This window comes from Sulfitobacter sp. HI0129, assembly GCF_001635395.1.
GTDB lineage: Bacteria > Pseudomonadota > Alphaproteobacteria > Rhodobacterales > Rhodobacteraceae > Sulfitobacter.
Map to the genome: position 1 here is coordinate 1 of NZ_LWGH01000222.1, position 15,639 is coordinate 15,639.

Consider the following 15,639-nt stretch of genomic DNA (forward strand, 5'->3'; position numbering starts at 1 on the left):
AGCCCGGGGCGCGGGCGGATCCCGGCGGTGGAGCCGATGTTGATCATCACACCACCGCCCTGTTCGCGCATCACCGGGACGACCGCGTTCGTCATATGGAAAAGCGCCTTGACGTTGATCGCATAGACCCGGTCGAATTCGTCCTCCGTGACATCGAGCAGGGGTTTGTTGCGATGCGTCCAGCCGGCATTGTTGACGACGATGTCGATCTTTCCGCCATGGCTGCGCGCCGCCTCGACCGCCCGCGCGATGTCCTCCGCGCGGGTCACGTCGCCGGTGACGGCCCGGGCCGCTTCGCCGATGTCTTTCGCAGTGGCCTCAGCCGCCGCGCCGTCGAGATCGAGGATCACGACCTTTGCCCCTTCGCGTGCGAAGGTGCGGGCGATTTCGGCACCGAAGCCTGCAGCGCCGCCTGTCACTAGCGCCGTTTTACCGTCTAAACGCATGATATCGGTTCCTCAGGCGGGCAACATGCCGATCTGCTGCTGCAGACCGATGTTGTCGATGGCAGGCCATTGTTCGGCGATCTTGCCGTCTTCCATGCGGAAGAGATCCAGCACGGCCACGTCGAACCGTTTGCCCGTGGCTTCGTAATCGCCGAAGGCGCCGGAGTGCACACCGCGGAATTGCAGCCGGACAAGCACCTTGTCGTCTTCGGCCACGGTATCCTGCACATCGAGTTCGATTTCAGAGAACGCCCCCAGCAACAGGTCGCCGAGTTCCAGCACACCCTCGGGGCCCTTCACCTCGAACGGCAGGTTGGTGTCGCGGCGGACGTAGGACTGGGCCACATTGGCTTCCAGCCAGTCGCGGTCCTTCGTGGCGAAAGCCTTGAAGTAGTCCTTGGCGCGCTGCCGGTTGGCTTCGATGGTATCACGGTCGGTCATGAAACGGTGTCCTTTATAGAGCGGTTCAGGCGGCGGAACGGGTGGAGCTACTGTCAGCAGGCAGTACATCGAAGCCTGCGCGCGGGAAGTGGATATGCAGTTTGCCTGCCTCGGGGGTGTCCCGGGCAATGACGATTTCCTGCGCGTCCGCAGCCACGAGCGTTCCTTCGACCGGGACGCGTGCGTTGTCGTTCGGCGTGATCGTGACGGAGGATCCCAGCGTGAATCCGGTAGGATCGGCATCGGCCCCGAAATCCCCGGAGGGGTCTGCTGATTTAGCCACCTGCAGGGCATCCTCGGGGCTCATCTCGGAGGGGTCGCCGTGGCCGACCGCTGCGACCCGGTCCATCCAGCCGGTGACACGGGATGAAAGGTTCAGCCGCGCGTCGATTTCATCTTTCCCGCAGTTGGCCCGCAGCAGCCACAGCGAATGATGGCAGGTCAGGTCCGCCGCGCTGAGCCGGTCGCCGGTCAGGAAATCGCCGTTTTCCTTCAGCATCGAATCGAGCCATTCCGCGAAGGCGGTCATCTGCTGGACATAGGCGGGGAACAAGGGGGCCATACCCTGTTTGGAGATGTCGTAGCCAAGGTAATGCTCCTTGCGGTCGCGCAGGAACTCTTCGGGAAGGGCATCGCCGATGTAGTTTACCAGAATGCCGATCGCGGCCTTCCATGTCGCCCGGTCCCACCAGTGCGACAGCGCCTTGGCAATGCCTTCGCCCTGCGGATAAAGCGTGGGTTCCTGCTGGATGCGTTCCAGCGCGGCGAAGATCACTTCGGTATCGCAATAGATGTCGGCACCGACCTGCATGACCGGCAGCCGGCGATAACCTCCGGTGAGAACATCGAGCAGCGGACGCGGCGGCACCGCCTCAACCTTGACTGATTTCCACGCCAGCCCCTTGTGCCCGAGGGCGAGCCTGATCTTTTCCGAAAAGGGTGAAAGGTCGTAATGATGCAGGATGATATCGGTCATTTTCGCGTGCTCCTCCGCTGAATTGGCCCGAAGGTACCAGCGGGACGATGCCGCGAGGAAATACCGCTTCGGTCCGGGGGCTAGAGGATAATGCTATGGCGGCGCTGGTCCGATGGGTCGATGCCTACCTTGTCGCGGGGACCTTTTCGTTCAGAACCAGATGTTTCCACCGGCCAGACTTGCAGTATCATGCCCCGGGGGGGGAGACGCTTATGGACATACGCCAGCTGAGATATTTCGTGGCCATCGCCGAAGAGGGGTCGCTGTCGGCGGCGGCGCAACGGGTCAACGTGGCCCAGCCGTCCCTGTCGCAGCATGTGATCGCGCTGGAACGCGAGTTGGACGTCACCCTGCTCGACCGGTCGCCGCGCGGCGTGACCCTGACCCAGTCCGGCGAGGTGCTGCTGAGCCACGCGCATGAGGTGATCGCCGCGCTCGACCGCGCGCGGGACGCCGTCCGGCAATCGGGCAGCGAACCGCAGGGCGCGGTGAGCTTCGGTCTTCCCAGTTCCATCGCCATGGTGCTGTCGGTCCCTCTGGCCGAAACCGTGCGGCTCGAACTGCCCAAGGTGAAGCTGCGCGCCATCGACGCCATGAGCGGCTTTATCAAGGACTGGCTGGATGGTCAGACCGTCGATCTGGGGATCCTCTACGATATCGGCACCGTGCGGCACCTGAACCACCGCCAACTGATGACCGAGGAGCTGCATTTCTTTTCCGCTCCGGATGCATGGCCGTTCGACAGCAGTCCCGGATCGCCGGTGCCGGTGTCGGAACTGCCACAGGTGGAACTTGTTCTGCCGTCCCCCCAGCACGGGCTGCGCGTGATGATTGACCGCTCGATCAAGCCGACCGGCGTATCGCTCAACATCGCAACCGAAATGGACGGGCTGGGCCATATCAAGACCATGGTGGCGCGGGGTAGCGGCTATACGATCCTCGCCCCCGCCGCCGCCATCGACTATGTCGAGCGGGGGGAGCTGATCATGGCCCCGATCGTTGAGCCGCGGCTGGTGCGCCCGGTCTATCTGGTGCGCAACCCGGCAAAGCCGGTTACCCGCGCCAGTCAGGAGGTTGAGCGCATCACGCTTGAGGTGATCCGCGATCTGCTGGCCCGTGGCATCTGGCAGGCCTTCGATCCGAAAAGCGACGCGGCGGAGTGATCTGCACCGCGCCACGGGCCTAGCTTGCCTTTCGCGCCCCGAGATAGGCGCGCTGGATCAACTCGTCATGGTCAACCTCTCCGGGCTTGCCGCCAAAGGTGACATGGCCTTGCTCAAGCAGATAGAAGTGGTCCGCATAGTCCAGCGCGAGGTTTGCGTTCTGTTCGACTAGGAAGATGGTCCGCCCCTCATCGCGCAGCTGGCCGATGATCTCGAAAATCTCTTCCACGATGATCGGCGCGAGCCCGGTAGAGGGTTCGTCCATCAAAAGGATCTTCGGCCGGGCCATCAGCGCGCGGCCCACGGCGAGCATCTGCTGCTCGCCGCCCGAAAGCGTACCCGCTTCCTGATTGGCGCGCTCACGTAGACGGGGAAAGCGGTCAAGCACCGCTTCGAGATCGTCGCCGATGCCACCCTTGGCCTTGCGGCGCGAGAATGCTCCGGCCACGAGGTTGTCTTTTACCGTCATCTCGGGAAAGACGAGCCGGTTTTCCGGCACCGTCACCACGCCCTTTTCGACGATATGATGCGGCTTCAGCCCCGCCAGTTCATCGCCGCCCAGCTTCATCGAACCGGATTGCGCCTTGAGGATACCGGCGATGGTCCAGATCAGCGTCGTCTTGCCGGCGCCGTTGGGACCCAGCAGGCAGGTCAGCCCGCCTTCGCGGATGTCGAGCGACACGCCCTTGAGTGCGGCGATCTTGCCGTAGGATGTCCTGATGTCACGGATCTCAAGCATGGATCAGCTCCTCGTCTTCATGTTTGCTGCCGAGGTAGGCCGCCCGGACGTCGCGGTTGGCCTGTACCTCGGCGGGCGTGCCTTCGGCGATCTTGCGCCCGAAGTTGAGCACCGCGATCCGGTCGGAAATGCCCATGACAAGCTCCATCATATGCTCGATCAAAAGGACGGTAACGCCCCGCTCGCGGATATCACGGATGCGTTCGGCCAAAAGCTGGCCGTCCTCAAGGCTGGCGCCCGCGGCCGGTTCGTCCAGCAGCACGATGCGCGGGTTGGAGGCCAGCGCCCGGGCCATTTCCAGCCGCCGCATCTCGCCGAAGGAGAGGGCGCTGGCGGGCAGATCGCGTTTCGTATGCAGGCGCGAGAAACGCAGCAGGTCCTCGATCTCTGGCCCGTGTTCCCCGCCGGCCTTGAACCAGCGCGACATGAAATGTTCGCGCCGCTGCGTGCGCCCGTTCTGCGCCACCCAGAGGTTCTGCGCAACGCTGAGGTTGCCGAAGAGTCGGATGTTCTGGAACGTGCGCGCCACGCCCATTGCCGTCCGCTCATGCTGCGCCATCTGGGTGAGGTCATGCCCGTCGAGCATGACGGTCCCGGTGGTGGGCGTATAAAGCCCGGTGATCAGGTTTACCGTCGTCGACTTGCCGGATCCGTTGGGACCGATCAGGCCAAATATCTCGCCCTCCCGAAACGTGAGGTCGACCGCGTCGACGGCGCGCACGCCGCCGAAGTGCTTTGACAGGTTGTCGAGCGCGAGCATCACTTGGCCTCCTTGGTATTGAGGGCTTCCCGTTCGGTCTTTTCCCGCCCGAAGATGCGTCTGAGGTTCGGTGCGTGTTCGCCCAGCAACCCATGCGGCCTGAGGTTCATCGCCACCACGATCAGCGCCCCGAAGAGCAGCGAACGCCAGTCACCCACGAAACGCAGCCCCTCGATCAGGAAGCCCTGGATGAAGAGCACCGCGATGACGGTGCCGAAGACGGACCCCAATCCGCCGAGGATGGGGTAGGCGATGGCAAAAGTGGCCAGCAGCACGCCGAACACGCCATGTTCGATATGGGTCACGGTGTGAGCATAGATCCCGCCCCCGACACCGGCGATGAAACCGCCCAGCGTCATGGCACCCACCTTCACGGCGGTGAGGTTGAGGCCGACGGACTGCGCGGCGGTCTCGTCATGGCCCACGGCGCGCAGGACGGCACCTGCACGGCTGTGGTCCATCCACCACAGGGCGGCCATGATTACGGCAACGACGATCCAGATGAAAACCGTGACATGCCACACTTCCCAGCCGTTTTCGGGAAAATAGCGGATGGCACGGAAACCTTCCGCCCCGTTCGGGCCGACCATTTCACCGCCGCGTTCGACCTGCCATGTCAGGTTGAAGAAGAACAGCCGTACCATTTCGCCGAAGGCCAGCGTTGCGACCACCAGCATCAGCCCCTTCACGCGCAACGCGGGAAAACCCACGATGCAGGCGATACCGGCGGTGACCAACCCTGCAAGGATGACGGCGGGCAGGATGTGCAGCCCGAACATCGCCGTGGCGGCTCCGGCGCTATAGGCGCCGATGGCGTAAAACCCCGCCTGTGCCATGGTGACCTGTCCGGTCAGCAGCACCACGTAGGCGGAAAGGCCCAGCAGGGTGTGAACGCCGAAGATCTGCAGTAGTCCGAAGTAGAAATCCATTGCGGCCTCCGATCAGTCGCGGCCCGCGGTCGAACCGAAAAGGCCGCCGGGACGCAGGACGAGGAACAAAAAAAGTAGGAGCATCACGTAGATGTCGCGCTCGGTGACGCCGCGCAGCAGCAGGAAGATGTTCTCCGCCGCGCCGACCAGCAGCCCGCCGATGATGGCACCCGGGATGGAACCCAAGCCACCGATGACGACGGCGATCAGCCCCTTCACGGTCAGGCCCATCGCGATGATCGGTGACAGGACGCCCACGGCGGCGGCGGTCATGGCGCCGGCGATGCCGCCCAATATCCCGGTGATGCCGAAGGTCAGCAGGTTGACGCGCGTCGGGTCGATGCCACAGAGCGCCGCGGCGCGCGGTTGCTGGCTGACGGCGCGGGTCGCAAGGCCCAGCGGCGTCCGGTAGAGCAGCCAGAACAGCACCGCCATCGCAACCACACAGATACCGAAGACGAAAAGCAGATCGCCCCTGATCCAGATGTCACCCAGCTCGATCGTGGCATCGCGGAACACCGAAGGGTAGGGGAAGGGCATGCCGTGGCTGGCATGGATCACCACCTCTTCGATGAAGAGCAGCATCCCCACCGAGGCAAGAAGCGAGGCCATCGGGTAGTCTGNCGGGGTGAAACGAAAGCAGCAGTAGTAGACCAGAATGCCGATCACGCCTGACCCCAGCGCCGAGAGCAGGAAAACCAGCGTCGGCGGCGCATCGAAGCTGAGAAAGGCCGCGAGACCGATGTAGGTGCCCGCCAGCGCCGCGGCGCCATAGGCGAGGTTCAGCTTGCGCATCACGCCAAAAATCAGGGTAAAGCCGATGCCGATCAGCGCATAGGTGGTTCCAAAGAGCAGCCCGTCGGTCAGGGACTGCAGGAAGTCGATGAAGAAGAAATAGTCCATGACGGGTCCTTTGGCTTTGCCGCCTTCATCCCCGCCCCGCGTTGATCACCGCTCGTGGTAAAGGACGGCAGCAGAGACAGGGCAGGGCGTGGTAAGTCGAACGGGCGCGCCCCCGGGGAGGCGCGCGCCCGCGTCCGGTCAGCTTTTCGGGTCGTGCAGGACTTCCCAGCCCTTGCCCTGTGCATGGACAAATACGAAGGGCTTCACCGCCTCGCCGTCCGGCTGGCGAACGTTGACGCCCAGCAGGCCGTCGGCTTCGGTCAGCGCGGCCAGTCCATCGCGGATCTTGCGGCGGTCTTCCTCGACAGAGGCAGGCGTGCCCTCGATCTCTGCAGCCTCGATCACTTCCTTCAGGATCATCGCGTTTTCCCACGCAGAAGCACTGTGCAGGTCCATCTGCCCGCCCTTGGCGACAACCGCTTCGGCGGCTGCTTTCGAATTGTCGTTCACCGGGGCGAAGCTCGTGGGGATGGTGAGACCCTGCGCTTCATCCGGGCAACCCGACAGGGTTTCCAGCGAGGAGGAGGACGTCAGCCCAACGAGCACCTTGGGCTTGATCTTCTGGCGGGACATTTCACGCAGCATCCCGCAGGTGGTGAAGGGATGGGCGGAAATCGCCACCACGTCCGGCTCGGCCCGGCGCATGGCGCGCGCCTGGTTAGAAAAGTTTGTGTCCGATAGCAGCCACTGCGCTTCTCCCACCACTTCGAACCCATGTTTCTCGGCTGCTTTCTTCATCACCTCGTACCAGGTGAATCGGGAATGCGCGAAATCCTCTTCGACGCCGCCATAGATCGTTTTCAGATCGGGATGCTCCGCACGGATCCAGGCGAACAGATCGTCGTACATCTTGGCTTCGGAGGGCGTGTTGCGGAACACCCATTCAGAGATGCCTGCCAGCCCGCCCTTGATCGCCACATCGGTAAAAACCGGGAACTGCAGCCCGGTGTCGCCCGCGTCATCGACCTGCGCCTGCAGGATGCCGAACAGGGGCTCGGCCACGTTCGAGCAGGTAGGCCCAATGGCGACCAGCGCGTCGGTCGAAGCGATGCGGCGCAGGACGGAAATGCCTTCTTCGGCATTGCAGCGGTCGTCGTAGTATTCGGTTTCGATCATCGCCTTCGAGCCGTCGGCGAGCTTGACGCCACCCTCTTCGTTGATCTTGTCGAAAGCCGCGGCCATGGCGGCGCTCGAGTTCTGGCCAAAGATGCCGACCACGCCAGAGCTGGCGCCGGAACCGACGATGCGCACGGCCTTGTCCTGCGCCGCGGCGGCGGTCGCCATGGCCAGGGTCGAGGCGCTCAGCAGCCCCGCCTTGATGAATGCTTTCAGCTTCATGTGTCTCCTCCTCCTCAGGATATGTCGGGACCGGGGCAGGGCTTGGCTGTGGTGCCGCCCGGGCGCGGTCCGATGGCGACGTGATGCCGCATTACCCTGCGTAAGGAGAAATATGGTTTTCCATTCGAGGCTATATGTTTTCGCTCTATCCGGTCTGCAGGCGGTCGAGGCGGCCCATATTTCGAGCGGCTGACCGCACTTTTCAGCGATTTTTCCGTTCGCCTCCAGAGGCCTGCCCAAGGGCTAGATGATCAACCTATAGCCGATAGAGCGGCTTGGTATTTGTGGATCTCCCGGTTTCCACGCCATCCTCCGCGAAATCGAAGTACAGGCATGGAGACAAGCAATGACTGACCGTCTGAAGGACAAAGTGGTCTTTTTCTCGGGCGCGGGCTCTATCGGCCCCGGCTGGGGCAACGGCAAGGCCGCTGCGGTCGCCATGGCCCGTGAAGGGGCAAAGATCTTCGCGCTCGACCTCAAGGAAGAGGCCGTCGAGGAAACCGCCTCCATCATCCGGGAAGAAGGCGGCACGGTCGAAACCGCCGTCTGCGACGTGTCGAAGGCCGATCAGGTCAAGGCGGCGGTGAAGAAATGCATGGACGCCTTCGGCCGCATCGACGTGCTGGACAACAACGTCGGCATCATCGACCCGGGCGGCCCCGAGGACCTCTCCGAGGAACAGTGGGACCGGTTGATGGCCGTGAACGTCAAATCCATCTACCTGACCTGCCGGCACATCCTGCCGATAATGGCCGATCAGGGCGGCGGGTCGATCATCAACATCTCTTCCATCGCCTCGACCCATTCGCTGGGCTATTCCTGCATCAGCTATTCTGCCTCCAAGGGGGCGGTGAACGCCTTTACCCGCGACATTGCGCTGAACTACGGGCCCAAGGGCATCCGCTGTAACTCGATCCTGCCGGGGCTGATGAACACGCCGCTCATTCACAAGGGCAATGTCACCTCCGTCTACGGCTCAACCGAGGCGATGGTAAACGCGCGCGACGCACTGGTACCGCTGGGGAAGATGGGCGATGGTTGGGATGTCGCCTATGCCTCTGTCTTCCTCGCCTCGGACGAAGCCAAGCATATCACCGGCATCGAACTGGTGGTTGATGGCGGCATCACGCTGAAGGTCAAGTAAACATGCATCTCTATATCAACACCACCTCTCCCTTTGTCCGCCTCGTGCGCCTTGCCATCGAGGAAAAGGGTCTTTCCGACCGGGTCGAGCTGGAGGTCGTGGACCCATGGGGCGATCCGGCGGCCTTCCTGAAGGCCAATCCGGCGGGCCGGGTCCCCACCCTGATCACGGACGACGGTCACGCCATCGCGGAGGCGCATCTGATCCTGCGGTATCTGGACGATATCGCGGGCCCCAGCGTCTTCCCGTCCGACGGTCTTGCCGAGACGCTGGCCATCGCCGCCCCGGCGCTCGGCGCGACGGAGGCCTCGACCGCGATCATCATCGGCCGCAAGTCGTCCGACAGCTTCGACACCGACATGGTCGGCTCCAAACGGTTCCGCAGCATCGCGGAGGGGCTCAAGCGGCTCGACGCAAACCCGCCGCGCGACTTCTCCGATCGGCCTGACATCGCCAACTTCGCCGCCGTCACGCTGATCGACTACGTCACCTTCCGCTTCACCGATCGCGACTGGCTCGCCGATCTGCCGAACCTGCGCCAATGGCGCGACCGGCAGCAGGGCCATCCTTCGGTCGAAGCGACCATGCCCTATATCTGATCGCCCCGGAGCTTCCGATGACCCTTGATACGCTCGAAAAGACCGACAGCACCCTGCGCAAGCTCGACCACTGGATCGCGGGGGAATCCGCCGGACCGGCGGGCGGCGACTATCTGGAAACGCTGACACCGCTCACCGGCCAGCCGCATCTGCGGGTCGCGTCGGGCACCGCCGATGACGTGGCGCGTGCCGTGGACGCGGCGGAACAGGCCCGCGACGGCTGGCGCCATTTCGTCGCCGCCGACCGGGGCCGGTTGATGCTCGCGCTTGCCAAGGCCCTGCGGGACAACAAGGACCGGCTGGCGGAGATGGAGCGCGCGGACAGCGGCAAACCTATGGCGGGCGCCCTGGCCGAGATCGAGGGCAGCGCCCAGTATTTCGAATTCTATGGCAGCCTTGTCTACCTGCCCACGGGCGATGTGCTCGATGTGGCGCCTGACCAGCATGTGTTCACCAAGCGTGAACCCTATGGGATCATCGGTGTCATCACCCCGTGGAACCTGCCGCTGAATCAGGCGGCGCGGGCCATCGCACCCGCCCTGGTGGCGGGCAACGTCGTGGTGGCGAAACCGTCGGAGATCACCTCCCAGACCACCATCGAAATGGCGCGGCTGGCGACGGAGGTGGGCTTTCCCAAGGGCGTCATAAACATCGTGCTGGGCACCGGGCAGGCCGTGGGCGAGGCCATCGTAAAACACGACGCGGTGCGAAAGGTGGCTTTCACAGGCTCGGTCGGGGTGGGGCGGGCCATCGGTCGCATCGCCGCCGAACGGATCATTCCGCTGACGCTGGAATTGGGCGGCAAGTCGGCCAACATCGTTTTTGAGGATGCCGATCTGGACCTTGCCGCGACGGAAGCCGTGAAAGGCTTCACCCTGAACGCCGGTCAGGTCTGTTCCGCTGGCACCCGCATCCTCGTCCAACGCTCGGTCTATGACGCCTTCGTTGAAAAGATGGCACAGGCGCTGGAAACGGTAAAACCCGGCGAGAGCCTCGGGCCCATCATCACCCCGCCGCAGTTCGAGCGGGTGCAGAGTTATTTCCGCGTGGCCGAGGAGGACGGCGCGCGGTTGGTCGCAGGTGGCGGCAAGGCCGATGTGCCGGGCTGTGAGGACGGTTTCTTCGTGAAACCCACCCTCTACGCGGACGTGAACAACGACATGCGGATCGCCCGCGAAGAAATCTTCGGGCCCGTGGGCGTCGCCATCCCCTTCGACACCGAAGAGGACGCGGTGCGCATGGCGAACGACAGCGATTATGGGCTGATCGGCACGCTCTGGAGCCGCGACATCAGCCGCGCCCTGCGGGTGGCGGACCGGATCAACGCGGGCCAGATCTTTGTCAACGTCTGGAACACGATGTCGGTGCAGACCCCCTTTGGCGGGTACAAGAATTCAGGCTACGGGCGCGAAAAGGGGATCGAGGCGATCCACCATTATTCACACACCAAGACCGTGACGGTGAAATACTGACGCCCCTGTCGCGCCGCCGTTTCCGGCGCTAGGCTTCAGCAAACCCAACTTCAGGAGAGACCTCATGGCCTATGCGATCGTAGCCCCCCGGCCCGGTGGCGCGGAAATCCTCGAACGGCGCGACATCGACCCGCCCCGGCCCAAGAACGGCGAGGTGCTGATCCGGCATACCGCCATCGGCGTCAATTTCATCGATGTCTATTTCCGCACCGGATCCTACCCGTGGCCGGTGGAGCGCGATCTTGTGCTGGGTTCGGAAGGCGCGGGCGTGGTCGAGGCGGTGGGCGAGGGGTTCACCGAGTTCAAGCCCGGGGACCGCGTCGCCTATACCGTGCCCAACGGGGCCTATGCCACACACCGGACCCTTCCGGCTGCGGCGCTGGTGCATCTGCCCGAAAACGTCAAGGACGAACAGGCCGCGGGCGCCATGCTCAAGGGGCTTACGGTCCATTACCTGATCCACCACAGCTACGCGGTGCAAAAGGGCGATACCGTGCTGGTCCATGCCGCCGCCGGCGGTGTCGGGCAGATCGCGGGGCAATGGCTGAAGGCCAAGGGCGTGCGAGCCATCGGCACCGCCGGAGGGGCGAAAAAATGCACGCTTGCAAAAGAGGCCGGGTATGACGCGGTGATCGACTACAACAGCGGCGATTGGGTCGAGGAAGTGAAAAAACTGACGGACGGGGAAGGCGTGGCCGCCGTCTATGACGGGGTCGGCACCGATACCATTCTGGGGTCGATCGCCGTGCTGCGCCGCTTCGGCACACTGGTCAGTTTCGGCCAGGCCTCTGGCGCACCGGACCAGTTTCGTATCTCGCATCTGGCGAGCAATTCGCTACGGCTGACCCGGCCCACGCTGTTCCATCACACCGCGTCGCGCGATTGGCTGACCGGCGCGGCGGCGGATCTGTTCGCGGTCATCGCCGAAGGCAGGGTGCGGATCGAGACAGGAACCCCGAGCCCGCTCGACAAGGTGGCCGAGGTCCATGCCGCGCTTGAGGCGCGCAAGACCACCGGTTCGACGATTTTGATGCCCTGAGTTCTGATCACGCCTCGCGCGATGCTTCGGGACGGCCCACCGCTGGTTTCCAGTAGGGTGAACAAAGGGAAAGCCGCTGGTAACGAGCTATAAAAGTTGACTTTACGTAAAGCTCGGGCAACCCTCATTCAAGGCTGCTGGTTGCCCGGAACGGCCGAACAAAAAAGATTTTCTAGGGAGGAACTACCATGATCAAGCGCAGCTTTGCGGGTTTTCTATGCACGTCGTTGCTGTCCACTCCGCTGCTTGCCCAGGACAACATGGACAAGCTGACGAACATGCAGAAGACGGATGCTACGTTCACATACATCGATCAGGAGGGTGAGCGCACCGAAGCGCTCAAGGAGATCCTTGAGCATATCAATGTGCCCGAGGGTTTCGAAGTCAGCCTATATGCAGCCGTGCCGGATGCGCGTTCGATGGCCATGGCGCCGCAGGGTACGGTGCTGTTTGCCGGAACGCGCAAGGACAAGGTCTGGTCCATCGTGGACCGCGATCGCAATCGCGTCGCGGACGAGGTGAAGGATTTCGCCCCTTCGGTCACCTTCGACATCCCGAACGGGCCGTGTTTCTCGCCGGATGGATTTCTCTATATCGCCGAGCGTAACCGCATCCTGGTTTTCCCGGCAGCGGAGTTCTTCTTTGAAAGCCCCGATATCGCGGTGGGCGAGGTCGTTCCGCAGGGTGAGCTGATCCCGGTGGAGGAAGAAAGCTTCAACCACTCCGCCCGCGTCTGCGATGTGGGGCCGGATGGGAAGCTCTACGTGTCCCTCGGGCAGCCGCACAACGTCCAGCCCGTCGATAAGATCGAGATGTACGACAAGATCGGCATCGGGGGTATCGTTCGTATGAACACCGACGGCTCGGGCCGCGAGGTCTATACCCGCGGCGTGCGCAACTCCGTCGGGCAGGATTTCAACCCGGCCACGGGTGAGTTGTGGTGGACCGACAACCAGGTCGACGGGATGGGCGACAATATCCCGGCGGGTGAGCTGAACCGGCAGACCGAGGCCGGACAGCATTTCGGCTTCCCTTGGACCAACTCGGGAACCGAGATCGTATCGGAGGCCGATTTCCCGCGCCCCGAAGGTGTGGAATTCACCGAACCGCAGCTTCAGTTGACCCCCCATGCCGCCGACTTGGGCATGCGCTTCTACCATGACGACAGCTTTCCCGAGAAGTACCACGGCGGTATCTTCTGGGCCCAGCACGGATCGTGGAACCGGACAGAGCCGGTCGGCGCGCGTGTGATGTTTACTGCACTCGACCCCGAAACCGGCGATGCCACGAACGCACAGGTCTTTGCGGATGGCTGGTTGAACGAAGAGACTGGCGAATACCGGGGCCGTCCGATGGACATCGAGTTCCTGCCGGATGGGTCGATGTTGATCTCTGACGACTTTGCCGGCGCGATCTGGCGGATCGCTTATGTAGGGAAGTCCGACGGATGAGGCGAAGCGTCCTTCTGGCTCTCGGCGGGGTTATCCTCGCCGGGGGCGCCTTTGCGGCTGATCCCGAAGCCGGAAAGAAGGTGGCCAACATGTGCCGCACCTGCCATGGGCTCAATGGCTATGCCACGCTCCCGATCGCCCCGCATATCGGGGGCGAGTCGCAGGAATACCTTGAATCGCAGCTCTTGGCATTCAAGACCGGGCAGCGCGAGCACGAGATGATGAGCGTCGTCGCCGCGAGCTTGTCCCCTGAGCAGATCGCCGACGTGGCTGCGTGGTACGCGGCCCACGAGGCGAAGGCCACGCTCCCCGATGGTGTGAACGCGGAGGATGCGCCGCAACTATGTGCCGCCTGCCACGGCGCGGACGGCATATCGCTGCTTCCCGATGCGCCGAACCTTGCGGGAGAGACGAATATCTACATCGACACGCAACTCAAGGCGTTCAAACGCGGCAAACGCGAGAGCGAGATCATGTCAGGCATCGTCGCCGACATAACGGAAGCCGAGATGCGCGAAATCGCGGATTGGTACGCCGCCGTTACCTTGGAAATCGTTCCCGCATCTGAATAGGGCGGTGGCATCCGCCTCGACAGCAGGATCAATCTATTTTCCCGGGCTCGCGATGAAACGCGGGCCCCGATTACGAATACAGGTCGCGCTTTCAAAGCCCTGGCGCGGGTCGAAGAGAGTATTTCGCCTCGACGGTCGGGCTGCGCATCTCCCCATAAGAATCTCAGCGACCGCCGGGCAGCAAATTCTTGACAACCTTCACGTCGCGCGCTCCTGATCATCCCTCAAATAATTGCCTTAGGAATGCCATGAATATGGTCCAGAAGGAACTCTGGTGACGAAAGTGATCAGGAGTAACGAATGCAGATTGCCATCCCCCTGCGGGCCGTTTTGTTTGCCTTGCTCGTGCCGACTTTGGGCCATGCGCAGGACATTCTGACCGTCACGACGGCTGAAGCGTCAGAGAGCTTCACGCTCGAAGAGCTGCTGGCGATGCCCCAGAAAACTATCGTGACGAAAAACGACTACGTTGACGAAGCGACCGCCTTTCAGGGGCCGAGCTTGCGCTCGATCCTCGAAGAGGCGGATATTGCGCGCGACGCGACCCTCAAGATGCAGGCGTTGAACGATTATTCCTTAATCGTGCCGGCAGGGGATGCTTTCGAGTACGAGGTGATCCTGGCGGTTCTCCGTGAGGGGGAACCAATGTCGGTTCGGGAAAAGGGGCCAATCTGGGTCATCTATCCCATGGACAGCTACCCGGAACTGCAAGACGACGTCTACAATGACAGGTTGGTATGGCAGCTCAAGAGCATCTCCGTCGAGTAATTCCCCATGGAAGACTGACCAGAGGTTTACTGCTCGCTTTATTCATGGGTGCAGCCCTTTTCGGAGTTATTGCGACTTCCAAGCTGGAAAACAGGGTCCAGCAGATCCAGACCGCCGAACAGAGCAATCCTCTCTGGATCGCGTCGCAACTGCACTTTGAGTTCCTGCGCCTTGAGAAAGACATCGCGGAGTTTTCCCTTGGCTATACGTCAGCTGATGACTTGATGTTGCGCTTCGATATCGCCTGGAGTCAGATCAACGTCCTGCAGGAAGGCCATATGCCGCGCGTTCTCGAGAGTTTCGGGATCAGCGACGCGGTTGTGACCGAGTTGGAGACCACTTTCCAAAGGTTGGAACCTGCCATTCAGAGCCTTCGCACGAACGATCTGACAATCGAGGCGCGCCGGGACAGGGCAGAGGAGATCCTGCGCGCCCTTGAAGGTTTCGACCTGTCGCTGAGAGAGTTTCTTTTGGCGATGTCCCACGAAAAATCGAGGGAGATGTCGAATTTCAGAACCGACCTCCTCTCCCTTTCTCGTATGATCAGCTATATCAGTGCGACGATTTTGAGCCTGCTCGCCATCTTTATCTTCTTTCTTCTGCTTGAAATCAGGGCCGCCCGCGACGCGGAAGACGAAATGCGCGTACTTGCGGAAGAAGCATCATCGGCGGCCCGGATGAAGATGAATTTCATGAGTGTCGTCAGTCATGAGTTGCGTACGCCCCTCACCTCCATCCTCGGTGGTTTGGCATTGCTGAAGCATCGGCTTGGCACGATCGAGGACAAAACCGCGCTCAAACTGCTCGATACGGCGACCCGGAATGGCGACAGGCTGCTGGTTCTCGTCAACGATATTCTGGATGCCCAAGCCCTGAGCGAGGGCAAGGTATCGGTGACG

17 protein-coding genes are annotated in these 15,639 nt (G+C 62.5%); 9 read left to right on the plus strand and 8 right to left on the minus strand.

Annotated features, from left to right (window positions below; all coding sequences use genetic code 11):
* From A3764_RS03120 to A3764_RS03130, 3 genes are all read right to left on the minus strand, one after another.
* Positions 1 to 446, minus strand: a 446-nt coding sequence (locus A3764_RS03120) for an SDR family NAD(P)-dependent oxidoreductase (protein ID WP_150122061.1), incomplete at its 3' end; no start/stop codon positions are given.
* Positions 447 to 458: 12 nt separating this feature from the next.
* A complete protein-coding gene (locus A3764_RS03125; protein ID WP_067920104.1) occupies positions 459 to 887 on the minus strand; it encodes an ester cyclase in 429 nt (142 codons plus the stop codon).
* 25 nt (positions 888 to 912) lie between these two features.
* A complete protein-coding gene (locus A3764_RS03130; RefSeq protein ID WP_067920102.1) occupies positions 913 to 1,863 on the minus strand; it encodes a glutathione S-transferase family protein in 951 nt (316 codons plus the stop codon).
* Positions 1,864 to 1,958: 95 nt separating this feature from the next.
* Here A3764_RS03130 and A3764_RS03135 point away from each other — a divergent pair, with 95 nt between their 5' ends.
* Positions 1,959 to 3,026, plus strand: coding sequence for a LysR family transcriptional regulator (locus A3764_RS03135; protein ID WP_236628001.1), 1,068 nt, complete (start codon positions 1,959 to 1,961; stop codon positions 3,024 to 3,026).
* Between the two features lie 19 nt (positions 3,027 to 3,045).
* Here A3764_RS03135 and A3764_RS03140 read toward each other — a convergent pair whose 3' ends face one another.
* The 5 genes from A3764_RS03140 to A3764_RS03160 form a co-directional block, all read right to left on the minus strand.
* The gene (locus A3764_RS03140) at positions 3,046 to 3,765 is read right to left on the minus strand and encodes an ABC transporter ATP-binding protein (RefSeq protein ID WP_067920100.1); all 720 of its coding nucleotides are present in this window, start codon (positions 3,763 to 3,765) and stop codon (positions 3,046 to 3,048) included.
* The gene (locus A3764_RS03145) at positions 3,758 to 4,525 is read right to left on the minus strand and encodes an ABC transporter ATP-binding protein (RefSeq protein WP_067920098.1); all 768 of its coding nucleotides are present in this window, start codon (positions 4,523 to 4,525) and stop codon (positions 3,758 to 3,760) included. The genes A3764_RS03140 and A3764_RS03145 overlap by 8 nt, the downstream gene beginning before the upstream one ends.
* Positions 4,525 to 5,454, minus strand: a complete 930-nt coding sequence (locus tag A3764_RS03150) for a branched-chain amino acid ABC transporter permease (protein WP_067920096.1) — start codon at positions 5,452 to 5,454, stop codon at positions 4,525 to 4,527. The genes A3764_RS03145 and A3764_RS03150 overlap by 1 nt, the downstream gene beginning before the upstream one ends.
* 12 nt (positions 5,455 to 5,466) lie before the next feature.
* The gene (locus tag A3764_RS03155; RefSeq protein ID WP_067951155.1) at positions 5,467 to 6,357 is read right to left on the minus strand and encodes a branched-chain amino acid ABC transporter permease; all 891 of its coding nucleotides are present in this window, start codon (positions 6,355 to 6,357) and stop codon (positions 5,467 to 5,469) included.
* Between the two features lie 138 nt (positions 6,358 to 6,495).
* Positions 6,496 to 7,695, minus strand: coding sequence for an ABC transporter substrate-binding protein (locus A3764_RS03160; protein WP_067920092.1), 1,200 nt, complete (start codon positions 7,693 to 7,695; stop codon positions 6,496 to 6,498).
* Between the two features lie 346 nt (positions 7,696 to 8,041).
* Here A3764_RS03160 and A3764_RS03165 point away from each other — a divergent pair, with 346 nt between their 5' ends.
* From A3764_RS03165 to A3764_RS03200, 8 genes are all read left to right on the plus strand, one after another.
* Complete coding sequence (locus tag A3764_RS03165; protein WP_067920090.1) at positions 8,042 to 8,839, plus strand: SDR family NAD(P)-dependent oxidoreductase; 798 nt, start codon at positions 8,042 to 8,044, stop codon at positions 8,837 to 8,839.
* Between the two features lie 2 nt (positions 8,840 to 8,841).
* Positions 8,842 to 9,438, plus strand: coding sequence for a glutathione S-transferase family protein (locus A3764_RS03170; RefSeq protein ID WP_067920088.1), 597 nt, complete (start codon positions 8,842 to 8,844; stop codon positions 9,436 to 9,438).
* A gap of 17 nt (positions 9,439 to 9,455) precedes the next feature.
* Complete coding sequence (locus A3764_RS03175; protein ID WP_067920085.1) at positions 9,456 to 10,910, plus strand: aldehyde dehydrogenase family protein; 1,455 nt, start codon at positions 9,456 to 9,458, stop codon at positions 10,908 to 10,910.
* A gap of 64 nt (positions 10,911 to 10,974) precedes the next feature.
* Positions 10,975 to 11,949 carry a quinone oxidoreductase family protein gene (locus tag A3764_RS03180; RefSeq protein WP_067920084.1) on the plus strand — a complete coding sequence of 325 codons (975 nt, stop codon included), beginning with the start codon at positions 10,975 to 10,977 and terminating at the stop codon, positions 11,947 to 11,949.
* Positions 11,950 to 12,137: 188 nt separating this feature from the next.
* Positions 12,138 to 13,400 (plus strand): PQQ-dependent sugar dehydrogenase, encoded by a 1,263-nt coding sequence (locus tag A3764_RS03185; RefSeq protein ID WP_067920081.1) that lies wholly within the window; start codon positions 12,138 to 12,140, stop codon positions 13,398 to 13,400.
* Positions 13,397 to 13,972 carry a c-type cytochrome gene (locus A3764_RS03190; RefSeq protein ID WP_067920079.1) on the plus strand — a complete coding sequence of 192 codons (576 nt, stop codon included), beginning with the start codon at positions 13,397 to 13,399 and terminating at the stop codon, positions 13,970 to 13,972. The genes A3764_RS03185 and A3764_RS03190 overlap by 4 nt, the downstream gene beginning before the upstream one ends.
* A 300-nt stretch (positions 13,973 to 14,272) precedes the next feature.
* The gene (locus A3764_RS03195; protein WP_067924728.1) at positions 14,273 to 14,740 is read left to right on the plus strand and encodes a hypothetical protein; all 468 of its coding nucleotides are present in this window, start codon (positions 14,273 to 14,275) and stop codon (positions 14,738 to 14,740) included.
* Positions 14,710 to 15,639: ATP-binding protein (locus A3764_RS03200; protein WP_330220508.1), on the plus strand; the 930-nt coding region annotated here is incomplete at its 3' end. The genes A3764_RS03195 and A3764_RS03200, both read left to right, overlap by 31 nt.